We start from the raw sequence: 13,618 nt of genomic DNA on the forward strand, positions 1-13,618 counted from the left end.
TATAATGAACTCAAAATACAATATATTATTTTTCGTATTTGTGGCAGTTCTTTTTATAAACTGTAAAGAAACTACAAAAACACCAATAACGAATCCAGGCGATTATAATGCTTATTTAAATGTTTCAGAGAATGAAGCTCTTAAGCGCGCTAAAGAAAATGAAATGTTTTGGTCTCAAAAACTAGAACAAACTCCTAATCAATATCCTTATATTGGTAAATTAGCATCTACCTACTCTAATTATTTTTCAGCAACAGGTGATGTTAATTATCTTAAAAAAGCGGAAGAACAATTAATCAAGGTTAATGAGATTACCAAGTATAATAATCCGTCTTACCTTAAGAGTCTTGCTTATAATTATATTTCTCAACATAAATTTAAAGAAGCTCTTGTTCATTTAACAAAAGCTGAAATTCTTGGTGAAGATCTTCAGGAGACACGTAAAATGCTATTTGATGTGCATCTGGAACTTGGGAACTACGAAATGGCTCATACTTATCTCTTAACATTTAAAAGCTTTAGTGATTTTGATTATCTTATTCGTTTATCAAAATGGAGTGATCACAAAGGAAATCTTGACGCTGCCATTACCTATATGGAAAAAGCCTTAGCTATAGCTGAAGCTTCCAATTTAAAGCCTTTGAAACAATGGTCATATACCAATATAGCCGATTTTTATGGTCATGCAGGTGATATTGAAAAATCGTATACACATTACCTAAAAGCCTTAGCATTAGATCCAAATGATGCATATGCTAAAAAAGGAATCGCTTGGATTGTGTATTCGTATGAAAAAAATCCAAATGAAGCTTTACGAATTCTTAATGCAGTAACAGATACCTTTTTTGCCCCAGATTATTTCTTATTAAAAGCTGAAATCGCTCAATTTATGAATAATGAAACTTTAGCTGAAGAGCAACTGACATTATATGAAAATGCGATGCAGAATGAGTCCTATGGTGATATGTATAATAAGTATAAAGTGTTATTATACACCGATTCTAAAACTAATTTAGAAAGAGCCATTGCTATAGCTGAAACTGAAGTTGAAAACAGACCTACACCACAATCCTACGACTTGTTAGCTTGGGCTTATTTTAATAAGGGAGATTTAAATAAAGCACTTCAAATTGTAGATCAACATATCATTAATAAAACCTTTGAGCCTGAGACCTTGTATCATATTGCTGAAATTTATAAAGCAGCTGGGAAAAACAAAGCTATGAAACCGTTAAAAGAAGAGTTGTTGAGCAGCATTTATGAATTAGGTCCAGGTATGGAGGTTAAAATTAATAGCTTATGAAAACTTCAAAAGCCATTAGTTTGTTTTTGTTGATAATGTTTTCAAGCGCTGGAATTGCTCAGCAACTAAAAGGCAAAGTTATTAATAATGAAAATCAACCTTTAGAAGCTGCTTATGTTTACAACATGTCATCAAAAAGTCATGCGCATACTTCTGAAGATGGTGTGTTTGTCATTGAAAATACGAAAGTTGGTGATTCATTACAAGTTGGATTAATGGGTTATACATCAAAACTGATTGAGATTAATCCTTCAAACTTCGAAACATTACTTGAGCTTACTTTAGAAGATAAAGCGTATCAATTAGAAGAGATGGTAATTACTGAAGAGCTTAATGCCTTGCATACGATTTCAAGACTTGATTTGAATACAAATCCTGTTAATTCATCTCAAGAAATATTGCGTAAAGTACCAGGTTTAATCATAGGTCAACATGCAGGAGGAGGAAAGGCAGAGCAATTATTTCTTCGTGGTTTTGATATCGATCATGGTACAGATGTCTCAATTACTGTTGATGGTATGCCTGTAAATATGGTGTCTCATGCTCACGGACAAGGGTATAGTGATTTACATTTCTTAATTCCTGAAACCATTCAAAAGATTGATTTTGGGAAAGGACCTTATTATGCTGATCAAGGCGACTTTAATACGGCAGGTTACGTAGACTTTTCAACAAGAGATTATTTAAAAGAAAGCCAGATTAAGATGTCTGTTGGCGATTTTAATTCTATAAGAACTTTAGGGCTTTTTAATTTATTTGAAAAAAGAAAGCGTCAAAATGCGTATGTTGCAACAGAATACATTGCAACTGATGGACCATTTGAGTCGTCTCAAAATTTTAATCGTTTAAATATTTTCGGAAAGTATGTGGCATACTCAAAAGATAACGATAAGTTTAGTTTAACAGCATCACATTTTACAAGTCGTTGGGACGCTTCAGGACAGATTCCGCAAAGAGAAGTTGATAATGGTAATATCACACGGTTTGGAGCAATAGACGATACTGAAGGTGGAGAAACCCAACGAACCAATTTTAATGTAGAGTTTAGTAAATATTTGCCAAATGATATGCGTTTAAAATCTAATGTGTTTTATTCTCATTATGCTTTTGAGTTATATTCTAATTTTACCTTTTTCCTTGAAGATCCAGTTAATGGAGATCAAATTAAACAACAAGAAGACCGACATATTTTTGGAGCTAATACTTCAATTTCTAAAAGCCTATTTTTAGGGGAAACACTGCTAAATGTAGAAGCAGGTTTAGGCTTTAGACATGATATTGTAAATGATGTAGAATTATCAAGAACATTGAATCGTCAAACAACTTTGGAAAATATTCAATTAGGAGATATCAATCAAACCAATATTGATGCTTTTGTCAATGCAGAATTTGATTTTGGAAAGTTACGTATTGCGCCTTCATTACGACTGGATTATTTTAAATTCTTATATAATGATAAACTTCAAACCGCTTATACTTTAGAGTCTGAAACAAAAACTATTGTGAGTCCGAAACTAAATTTCTTTTATGATGTAAAAGATAACTTTCAGGTATTTCTGAAATCTGGTATTGGATTTCACTCAAATGATACCAGAGTTGTAGTGAATAATTTAGGGAAAGATATTTTACCAAGAGCTTATGGTGTAGATGTTGGTACTATCTGGAAACCAGTTAAAAAGATTGTTGTAAATACAGCCTTATGGTATCTCTTTTTAGAACAGGAATTTGTTTATGTTGGTGATGCAGGAATTGTTGAACCAAGTGGAAAAACAGAGCGTTTAGGTGTCGATTTAGGTTTGAGGTATCAGGTAAACGATTGGTTGTATTTAGACACAGATGCGACGTTTACTAAAGCAAGGAGTCTTGATGCTTCAGATGGAGAAGATTACATTCCTTTGGCACCTGATTTTACTATGGCAGGTGGATTGTCTGTTAAAGGCTTAAGCGGTTTTTCTGGAGGTTTACGCTATCGATATATTGATGATAGACCAGCCAATGAAGATAATAGTATCGTGGCTGAAGGTTATTTTGTAACCGATTTTAATGTCAATTACAGTTTTAACAATATCACTTTAGGCCTTACGATTGAAAATGTATTTGATGTGGAATGGAATGAAACGCAATTTGCTACTGAATCTCGATTACAAAACGAGTCGCAACCTGTAGAAGAAATTCATTTTACACCAGGCACTCCTTTTTTTGCAAAAGGAAGTATAAGTTATCGCTTTTAAAGATTGAAATTTTATGAAAAGAACTAACATTAATCAATCTAATAATTTATAAGGGTTTACCATATGGAGATATGGTAGTTTTAGAGTTTTTTTGTTAGTGGAAAGCACTTGTTCATTTTAAAAGGACAGGTGTTTTCTTTATTCTTCTTCTTTTGAATATTCCAAAATATCTCCTGGTTGACAATCGAGTGCTTCACAAACAGCTTCAAGTGTGCTAAATCGAATAGCTTTTACTTTTCCTGTTTTGAGTTTTGATAAATTAGCTAAAGTTATATTTACGGCTTCTGATAGCTCGTTAAGTGACATTTTTCGTGTAGCCATCATCACATCTAAATTTACAATAATACCCATAATTTATACCGTTTCTTCTAATTCTTCTTGATATTCAACTCCTTTTGAAAAAATAATTGCAATCACATAAATTACTGCTGCCATTAAAATAAAGGCTTGACTGTCTGACCAAAAATGGTGTAATGTGTCTACACTATATCCATGGTGTTGTAAATTCTTAGTGATTTGTCGTGCTATGTAACTCAAAAGACCAATAGAAAGTGTGTAGTAACTAAGTAACGAAATTTGTTTTGCAACATAGGTATTGAATGGTTTTTCTAAATTTATTTTAGTTAGTAATCTTATAACGATATAAAAAAGATAGGCTTTTAAAATCGAGATCAACAATATAAAACTATACATGCTGAAAAAAGCCCATTTGTTGCTAATATACATTTGGCTTAAATCTAATTTTTGATATAAATTTTGAATAAACTCAGGATTGTACATGCTGAATATAAAATTTACAATCAAGCTACCAGCTTCAATACATAAACCAACGAAGATGATCCAGGCAACAATTTTCAGGCTTATAAATACAAAGTTATTTGTTTTTGACATCATTATATGAGTTAAAGTTATTTAACAAATATAAATAAAAATTTGTCGATAAACAATAAATAAATGATTCCTTTCAATAAAATTAAAAAAAGATGAGCATACTAAATCCAAAATTATAATAGCCTTTGGTTGATATTGATATTTAAAAAAAAATTGGCTTAAATGATTTTATCCCATGTTATCTTTAACTAGGAGTATAGCATTACCCATCTTTACTTTAACAACGCGTTAATTACCTTACAAACGTTTCTGTTAAGGTGCCTTCTCCACTAATTTCGGTTTCCCATTTTAGTGAATTTTCAGTTAGTTCACTGATTTGTAAAATATAGGTTTCATTGTCTGAGTCGGCGTCATCCCAGATTATGGTTAATGTATTTCCGTTTTTTGACCAATCTCCAAATTCAGATATATCTTCTCCGTTATTTCCGAATCCTTCGTAAATAAATTCAGTTCTGTTATCAGAAGTGAATTTTACAATGTTATTATCAGGAATGCCAGCATTTTGAGAGTTGAATGTACTTGCTGTTCCATTCCATGTACCAATTAATGAAGCATTAGTGCTGTTGTTGCTATTGCTATTGTCATCATCACTTGAGCAGCTTATAAATGGTAAAATAGTGATTAGAATTCCGTAGATTAAGATTCTTTTTTTCATTTGTAATGTTTGATCTTTTATGGGTTTATTGTAATGTTAATATTTCACCATCTAAAGTAAGTTTGTTTCCAGAAATGGTAAAGTTTTGTGTTCCGATGTTGTTATCATCAAATTCTGCGGTTCCATTGCCTTGAGAGTACACATAGGTGAAATCATAAGTTTGGTTAATATTTGTTCCGGCAGCATCTGTTTCAGCTTGTAAATATCCTGTATCAGAAGTTTCAAAAACTAAATAAAAGTCTATTTCAAATGTCTGACCAGATTGAGTCTCAGTGTCTTGCCTGTACCATGTTGTTCCGTTAACACTTTCGGGATAATTTGAACCATTATTGTTGTCATCATCACTACTACAACTAAATGTAAATGCTGTTAAGATTATAACGAGAAGGAATTTTTGGAAAAGAGTTTTCATAAATTTTAATATTTGTTAATTGCTAGAGAAATTATATTCTTTTGAAAATCGTTTTTATTGCTTAATAAATCGTTTGATAATTTGAGTATTGTTAGCACTCTCAATTTTTATAAAGTACAAACCAGTAGATAAGTTCTCTACATTTATAACAGGTTGATTACTTTCTGTCATTTTTTGTCCAAGAAAACTATATACAGTAGCCTTTGTGTAAGGTAGAGTTGTTTTAATTTGGATTTCAGTTGTTGCTGGATTTGGATATAGTCTGAATTTCGACGTTTCAAACTCATCAACAGAAAGGTTGTTTCTATAATGAACAATGCCATCTTCTTCAGTAAAACGAGTGATTAACCCATCTCTTTCATTGGTTAGTGGAATAGGATTACCAAATGTTTCATAACCACTAGCTGCTGAAGGATAATAGCCAATATTCATACTGGAGTAGTAATCATCATCATCTCCTTTAAAAAAATCTATATTTCCATAGTACTGAATGGTGTAACCTGGATTATCACCATTAGTGATAAGACGTTTTAAAACACCATCTTCATCATATATAGAGATGAAATAATCGCCTACTGAAATGGTAAGATCATAATTATTATTATCGCTACTTGTAAACTCGGATGTACAAATAGATTCATTGTTATTCTTTACTATACCTAACACACATATCTCGTCTTCATTTTTAATCACTTTATAACCATAACCGTAATAGGTAGATCTGGCACTTTGAATCCATTGGCAAACACCATTAGAATCAATTTTAGCTACAAAATATGGACCTGCATTTATTTCGGTTGTGGTTCCATCGGTATTTTCAAAAAGATGTATATAATCCATAGAGACAAAAGTATCTCTAACACCATTACTTCCAGAGATATAGGAGTTTCCGTTTTCATCTGTTACCATGGAGCGTGCTTGAGTATCATCTGTAAACTCTGTTTCAGTATAACTCCTTAGTTTCCAAAGTAATTGACCATTTTCATCAAATTTTGTTAGAAATAATTTCTGTCCGTAATTATTGTATTCTCTCCATAAGGTTTCTGGTGTGGTGCTATTTACAGAATATAAATCTATATAAATTTCATAGAAACCAGAGATATATAAATTATTGTTACTATCGAAACCAATATGAACAATTTCTCCACCATTGGTATTATTATTATAAAAAGAGGTATCCCAAATAACGTTGCCGTCAGGTGCAAATTTTATGATGGCATTATTTCTTTGATCGCCATTTACATTATCACTTACAATATGCGAAGGATTTCCGTTTAAGTATATTTGGTTATTTCCATTCGCAATATATCCAGAGCTTACTAGATTGTTGTCTTTATCTATAAATAATCGTTTTGCAACAAATACACCATGTACATACCATAATAATTCACCTTTAGAATTGAGTTTCAGAAGAAAACTATCGTTCGCAGATTGTAAGTTGAGATCAAGTACATTGCCTCTGGTATCATAAAACAGTCCTTCTGAAGCACCACTTACATAGATGTTACCCAGTTGATCTTCTACGGTTGAGAACATTGAATCTCTATCTGAAAAAGTATTAGTGGCTTGAGTTTTAACCAACCATTTAAGCGCACCATCTTTATCATACTTAGTTAAATAACAACCCATTTGACCTTCTTCAAAGGTGAATGAATTTCCAACATTAGATTCCAGAGTTTGATTTTCATTATAATAGCCACATGCCAAAAATCCATCCTGGGTTTTTTCAATATCTGCAATATCATTATAATAATACCCAGACCAAACAGGATCAGTGCCATCATTCAAAATTGTCCAGCTAGTTTGATTAATAGGAGATTCATAAATATACGGACCAGGTTTTTGGACATCATCATAACATCCATTATCTGACCAACATTCAAAATTCACAGTAGTGTTACCTAAATTAGAGAAGGTTACCTGAGGGTTTTCTATAGTTGAATTTAACGGAGTGGCATTTGGTGAAAAATTCCAGCTATAGTTTTGAGCATCTATTGAATAATTACTGAATTCAACCAACTCATTTTGCTTTGCATTTATAAGTGATTGAAAATAAACGGCCTCCGTTTTCTCAACGTCAATATGAAATTGTTCCGTGAAGTTTGCATTGCAATTGGCTAGTTCATGTTCTGCTCTTAAATAATAATCTCCAGTAGAGTCTATAGGTGAGCTCACTAGTGTTATCAAACCACCATTACCTAACGGACTAGTTCCATATGTTCCGCTTTCGCCTACCATTTTTAAAACATATCTAACATTTGGTTCAGAATTCTCAATTTGGATTTCAATGGATTCTTCCTTACAAAGTAAATTGTCTGAGATTGTTGTTGGCTTGTTGGTTTCTGGAGGATTTACAATATGAATTGTTGTGGTTAATGTAGTTTGTTCACTAAAACTGTTTTCAGCAATTACAGTAACATCATAGCTTCCAATAGTGTCAAAAGAATATGAGAAATCATTACAACTAGTGTTAAACTCAGTACCATCAATTGTCCAGCTGCAGGTACTGGAAGAGCCTCTGAAGAAATCAAAATTAACTGATGATCCTACACAATTTCCACGAGCGTCTATAGCTATGTAAGGTTTTGTTGAGCCTCCTAGGTTTGTAGTTTTAAGCAGTACTCCATTGTCTCCACAAGCATAAATTAGTGAACTATCATTTGGGTCTTGCCAAAAACTATTGATGGAAAAAGTATTAGAACTAGGTTGCCATTCTAGAAAGGTATTAGATGAAGTTGATTTAAAAATACCATGATCTGTACCTACCAGGTGTATGTTGTTTGACGTCATTAAAGTTTGAGCATTTAAGTCGCCATAATCATATCTGTTATTATAGGTCACTCCAGTTGAAATAGAATGTTTAGTATAATTATCGCCAACAGAATACATGTTATAATTACTTCGGTAATCTAATCCTATATGGTTGATGTTTGGTGTTAAATAACTTGTTAGATTGATATAATTATTTGAACCATAGTGAGAGCCTGTAAAAATTTTTCCGTTTGTTCCCAGCCATAAGCTATTATAATAAAAACCCACAGTATTGAAATCGTCATTGTTATACTCTGTACTTGAAGGATTAATAATAAAACCAGTTGTACTGGTATCTGAAAAACCAATTATCAACCCATTATTACCTACAGCATAATATGTGTCTGTATAATCATTAAAAGCAATTTTATTTATGGTTGTGTTTACCTCACCACTATAAATGATTTCATATGCCATAGATGGCAAGTTCAATTTAAAAATAACAGCACGATTAGTTAATGTGTTCACGCCAGAAGCATAAACAAATCCCGAATTAATACCATTGTCATCATTTCCGTAGCAATGTGAAAACACTGTGTTTTCATAAATTTCAGAATCACCAGGATTAGAAGTTATTTCAAACCGTGTCCAATCAGAGGCAGTATTACCATAATTAGAAGTATAATACAAACCATCATTACCTGCCAAAAGTCCATTGTTATCTAAAAAAACAACACCAGTAAAATTGTCATCAATATCAGTATTGATAGCTTCCCATTGACTGTATGAAAACTGAATTGAAATTAAAAAAATCAAAGTGGATATGGTTGTAAATTTCATAAAAAAAGTTTTTGCTAAAGTAAGAATTATTATGTTTTATCAGCTGAATTCAGGCTTTTCTTCTTAAATGTCTTGCCCTTAAATAGGGCTACAGGTTAAAATTGAATGTACTCTGTTTTTTCAATCCCATATTTTAATCATTTATTTTCCACAAGCGATTATCTCAGTTCTCTGTTGTGCTTCTGCTGTTCCTTTTAAGCTTATTATACCTATAGACATCTTTTAATCCAACTCAAGCTCAATAAGCGCTTTGACTTCTACTATCATTTCAAGTATGTGTTCTTACAATTCAATTAAAGTGTCTTCTAGACCATACTTATTTAAATAGATGGATTCTACAGCATACATTAAGGTAATTTTCTTTTCATCGTTGAGGATGTACTTATTTGCCAATTCGTTCATGAAAGCGTTTTTTCGTATTCTACGATTTGTTCTATTCCAACCTAACCTACCAATCACTTTTAGCTCTTCTAGATACTGTGCTGTATTTCTCTTAATAATGTGTTCCGCATACACTTGCTCTCGATATAAGTCCATTGCTTTATTTTTTGCTATGGCCTTAGCCCATTCAGTAAAGGTTTGATTTTTTGTACTAAACTTTTATTCAAAGCGCTCATATTCAGTTATATATTCTTTTGCGTAGATGATTCGGTCTTGAATTTTTGCCGAGTCTTGTTCTAAATCACTGTATTGATTTGAAGTGCAATCAAAATACCGATAACGACAAGGATAATTTCGCCGATGGCGTATTTAAAGTACTTTCCAGTTTTGTTTTCCATTAGCAAGTTTTGTCTAATTTTTCTAAAGAATTTAATCATTTCTTAGCGGTTGCTTATAGTGAAGCACAATGTGTTTGTGTTATGGCTAGTTGGGTGGCGAGAACTAATTTAGTAAAAGAAAACAAACCAAAGGAAAATCCTAAGGATTTACCGAGTAGACACAGGCCGTACAATTAATTATATACGTTGTATGTGCTTTCGTTAATTTTATTCGCTTATTTCATTTTTTATCAATACAATTAATTCTCCAATCTCTTTATCAAGATTTTCTCTTCTGTCAATTACATCTTGTGTGAATGTCAATTTCATACCTAAAAGATTCCTAATTCTTTTAATTTTCAACAATTCATAATAATCATTTTCTGTTTCATTTAGAATGTTTATTTCTGGAACATTTGACTTTACTAAAGGAATGAAATTAATGTCTTTTTCTAATATATTGTCAATACGAATTTGATGAACACTTAATCTGTCTTCGAGAATATCATTGAGTCTGTTCAATCGGAATTCCAAATCCGTAAACTTTTCGTTAACGCTTTTGTTTTTTATTAAGCTCAGTTTGTTAGTGTTTTTTAAATTACTGTAAGCATTAAATGTTGGTTGGTCACTTTGTAAATCCCAGACAGCACTTTTAAAAATTGAATCAGGAATGATTTGATTGACATTTACATTTGGATTGGATTCAATTCCAAGAATTCTTATTAGTCTTTTCTTTAATGTGTCTTCTTCAGAAATCAAGAACTCAGATTGAGTTTTGGCTAAATGTAAATTTTCCAACAAACTCCTCAAAACTATTTTTTCTTGAATTGAGTCTTTTCTGTTTTCGTTCCAATTGTTAATTCCAAGTGCTATTAAAATACCAATGACCACAAGGATAATTTCTCCTATAGCATACTTAAAATACTTTCCAGGTTTGTTTTTTTCCATAAGGTCGTATCGTATTTTTCGAAAGAATTTTATCATTTGTCAAGGTTTCTCGTAATGAAGCACAACATCTTGTATATGATTAGTTGTGTTGGCTAGAACTAATTTAGCAAAAGAAAATGAACCAGAGGAAAATCAGTAGGATTTTCCGAGTACAAGTTTTACCAGCAATTAGTTATACACGTCTTAAGTTTGTCTTTTAATACATTTGGTAAAAAATCAGAAAGAACAAAAGAGAGTATTAAGGTTAGTATACACGGTGAAGCTTAAGACTTCGACAACATTGATAATCCACTCTCTTTATCTACCTAAATTTCGTTCAGTTCTGTGAGACCTAGATCTCGATTTTAAGTTGTTGAAATAGAAGTAGAATGTTCTTTCCAAATTCAGTTCTTATGACTAAAGATAAAAAAATTTATGGTATAGACATCAGCAAATCAGTGTTTGATGTTTACAGCGAAGATGAAGGACATTTTCAATTTACAAACAGTGAAAAAGGCTTTAACAAGTTTGAAACATCATCACAATTATGTAGTTATGTTGGTATCACACCAACCATTAGGGGGTCTGGAAGCAGTGTAAGAGGTCGGAGTAAGATTAGTAAAGTAGGTAACAAGAAATTAAGAAATCTCTTATTTTTAGCAGTTTTTTCAGCGTGTAAATACAACAAAGCATGCAAAGCATTATTTGATCGATTGGTGGCTAAAGGAAAGAGTAAAAAACTAGCACTCATTGCAGTAGCAAATAAGCTACTAAAACAAGCTTTTGCTATTGCGAAAAGTGGATTGGCTTACGATGATAATTTTGTTTCTAAATTAAGTTAAAATTGCTTGTTTTTTAACTCAGTTCTTTGTTGACAACTGTATGGTCTATTTCTTCATTCCTTCAAGTGCTAATTGTGCATTTATGTATAGTTGAGTTTGGTTAGCATAACGTCTCCCTTGGTCTATATTTTTTTTCTCTTTTTTAATTTTTTTCAAGTTGTTAAATGAATTTTCTTTTAACTTATTCAAGGCATTTAATATTGATTCACTGTTTGGATTAATATTTTGTTTAGTAAAAGCATTGAATAAAATTCTTTCTTTAAACCTTTCTTCTTGAAGTTTTAATTCTAACACATCACTAGAGTTTAAAAGGATTTTGGTTTCTTCTGTTCCTAATATTAAATAACCAAACTGATGTGCATTTTCACCTTTAGGTAAATACTTATCTTCTATAATTAGCAAATAACCATTATCTTTTAGAGTTCTTTTAATAGTATTAAATGATTTAATCCAGTCAATAGGTGATATTTCATGAAGTACATTACAAAGCAGAATACAATCAAATGTGTTATCAGGAATTTCTTCACTATTTGAATATGTTTTGTTGATGTTAGGAACATTATTTAACTGTTCATAATTACCCTTGTCAGGTTCAAAAGCAGAATATATAATCTGATTTGATACTTCCTCATCTTCTTTAATAGTGTATCCTATTCTACCTTTTCCGGCACCAAAATCTAAAAGTTGTGTTGTCGTTTTTTTTTCTAGAAATTTTTTAAATAACTTGAATTGTGGGTCGTTTGGATCATTACCAAAAATGACGTCAGGTTCTTTAAAACATTGAAGCATAAAGTTTCCATAAGCCCAATCAGATATTGAGTTAATAAATTCTATTAATTTTGAAATATGATGTTCCAAACCCATTAATGAATTGAATGATTTTCCTGGAGTTGTTCTTGAAGGTGGAATAATTTTGTTGTCTTCAACCATCATAATTTCATCATAATCTAAATGTGATAAAATATGTACTGAATGCGTTGCTATCCATAATTGTCCTGATTTTTCAATTATACTTTTTAGTGCATTTATCAATGAAATTTGTGCTTCAGGATGTAAGTGTTTTTCTGGCTCATCAATAATAATTATACTTTCTCTAATATTTGTTTTTGAATTAACATCTAAATAAAAGAACAAAATAGCATAAGCGAATAATGTTTTTTGCCCTGGGGAAAACTGATTTATATTAAAGGGTTGATCGTTATAGTGTAAAGTACTACTTACAGTATTTCCTTGCACAGTTTGTTGATAAGAAAAGTCTTTCCCTAAAAACTTTTTCACGTAATCTTGAAATACAGTAAATAATTGAAATGATTTTTTCTTTTTGATTTCTGGGTTTACTAGTTCTGGAGTTTCTCTATTTTTCAAATATAAATTGAATTCGTCTGTTGCAATTTCGTTAGTTAATTTTGTAAGATACTGGATGGTTGACTGACTATTGAATTCATTAAATTCATTTATAATAGGAATTTGATTTCTTTGAGCAGGATTATTTTGTGTTAAATTGGTAAAGTGTCTGTTGCTAAGAATTTGTTCAAATGATAAGTTATTATTTGTCGCTGCTTTAATGTTTTTTAAATCATCATTATCTACTAGTTTAATATAAGCTTTGCTTAATCTTTGAAAGTTTTTGAAAATAGGATTAATGTTTTGATTTGCTTGAGATTTAAACTGATTTCTTTGTGCGTCATTAATTCGTTTAGAACCAAATTGCCTCATTGACTTTATAGCAGCATCAAGATTTGTTTGATATTTACCTATTATTTCTGAAGGTAACTTTTCGATATGACCATTTAAAAGATTATCTACGGTTATCGTTTGGATATAGTTTTGTACAAATTCCAAGATTCTTGATTTTCCTGCACCATTTTTTCCAACCAATGCCACAGTTGAACCTAGAGGCTTTTTAGTTAAATCAATTTCTTCTAAATTTTTTGATTTAGTAGTTGATTCTGGCACATGAATTTTAGATATTCTCATTTATCTATTGTGTTTTAATATTGTTGCCAAC

At 31.3% G+C, this 13,618-nt stretch carries 10 protein-coding genes and 2 pseudogenes; 3 read left to right on the top strand and 9 right to left on the bottom strand.

Features of this window, described 5'->3' with window-relative positions; genetic code table 11:
• Positions 1 to 4: 4 nt before the first annotated feature.
• Positions 5 to 1,303: a tetratricopeptide repeat protein gene (locus ACRHNM_RS07085; protein WP_431135086.1), complete on the top strand. Its 1,299-nt coding sequence runs from the start codon at positions 5 to 7 to the stop codon at positions 1,301 to 1,303.
• Entirely contained in the window at positions 1,300 to 3,534 is a 2,235-nt protein-coding gene (locus tag ACRHNM_RS07090) for a TonB-dependent receptor (protein ID WP_431135087.1), read from the top strand. Before ACRHNM_RS07085 ends, ACRHNM_RS07090 begins: the two co-directional genes overlap by 4 nt.
• Before the next feature lie 138 nt (positions 3,535 to 3,672).
• Here the strand turns inward: ACRHNM_RS07090 and ACRHNM_RS07095 are convergent, their stop codons facing one another.
• The 8 genes and pseudogenes from ACRHNM_RS07095 to ACRHNM_RS07130 all read right to left on the bottom strand — a co-directional run bounded on the left by ACRHNM_RS07095 (position 3,673) and on the right by ACRHNM_RS07130 (position 10,825).
• Complete coding sequence (locus ACRHNM_RS07095; protein ID WP_431135089.1) at positions 3,673 to 3,885, bottom strand: helix-turn-helix domain-containing protein; 213 nt, start codon at positions 3,883 to 3,885, stop codon at positions 3,673 to 3,675.
• Positions 3,886 to 3,888: 3 nt separating this feature from the next.
• A complete protein-coding gene (locus ACRHNM_RS07100) occupies positions 3,889 to 4,425 on the bottom strand; it encodes a DUF2975 domain-containing protein (RefSeq protein WP_431135091.1) in 537 nt (178 codons plus the stop codon).
• A 232-nt stretch (positions 4,426 to 4,657) separates the two neighbouring features.
• Positions 4,658 to 5,080 (bottom strand): lipocalin family protein, encoded by a 423-nt coding sequence (locus ACRHNM_RS07105; RefSeq protein ID WP_431135093.1) that lies wholly within the window; start codon positions 5,078 to 5,080, stop codon positions 4,658 to 4,660.
• Between the two features lie 25 nt (positions 5,081 to 5,105).
• On the bottom strand, positions 5,106 to 5,492 hold the full coding sequence (locus ACRHNM_RS07110) for a hypothetical protein (RefSeq protein WP_431135095.1): 387 nt from the start codon (positions 5,490 to 5,492) through the stop codon (positions 5,106 to 5,108).
• Between the two features lie 54 nt (positions 5,493 to 5,546).
• The gene (locus ACRHNM_RS07115; RefSeq protein ID WP_431135097.1) at positions 5,547 to 9,083 is read right to left on the bottom strand and encodes a T9SS type A sorting domain-containing protein; all 3,537 of its coding nucleotides are present in this window, start codon (positions 9,081 to 9,083) and stop codon (positions 5,547 to 5,549) included.
• 282 nt (positions 9,084 to 9,365) lie between these two features.
• On the bottom strand, positions 9,366 to 9,620 hold the full coding sequence (locus ACRHNM_RS07120; RefSeq protein ID WP_431135099.1) for a hypothetical protein: 255 nt from the start codon (positions 9,618 to 9,620) through the stop codon (positions 9,366 to 9,368).
• A gap of 152 nt (positions 9,621 to 9,772) precedes the next feature.
• Positions 9,773 to 9,901 (bottom strand): annotated as a pseudogene (locus ACRHNM_RS07125) (DUF6090 family protein); the annotation flags it as partial.
• A 168-nt stretch (positions 9,902 to 10,069) separates the two neighbouring features.
• On the bottom strand, positions 10,070 to 10,825 hold the full coding sequence (locus ACRHNM_RS07130) for a DUF6090 family protein (RefSeq protein ID WP_431135100.1): 756 nt from the start codon (positions 10,823 to 10,825) through the stop codon (positions 10,070 to 10,072).
• A gap of 458 nt (positions 10,826 to 11,283) precedes the next feature.
• On the opposite strand from ACRHNM_RS07130, the pseudogene ACRHNM_RS07135 reads away from it, so the two are divergent.
• A pseudogene (locus ACRHNM_RS07135) lies at positions 11,284 to 11,610 on the top strand (transposase); the annotation flags it as partial.
• 45 nt (positions 11,611 to 11,655) lie between these two features.
• Here ACRHNM_RS07135 and ACRHNM_RS07140 read toward each other — a convergent pair.
• Positions 11,656 to 13,587, bottom strand: coding sequence for an AAA family ATPase (locus tag ACRHNM_RS07140; protein WP_431135102.1), 1,932 nt, complete (start codon positions 13,585 to 13,587; stop codon positions 11,656 to 11,658).
• Positions 13,588 to 13,618 lie beyond the last annotated feature (31 nt).

The organism is Psychroserpens mesophilus (assembly GCF_050617655.1).
GTDB lineage: Bacteria > Bacteroidota > Bacteroidia > Flavobacteriales > Flavobacteriaceae > Psychroserpens > Psychroserpens mesophilus_A.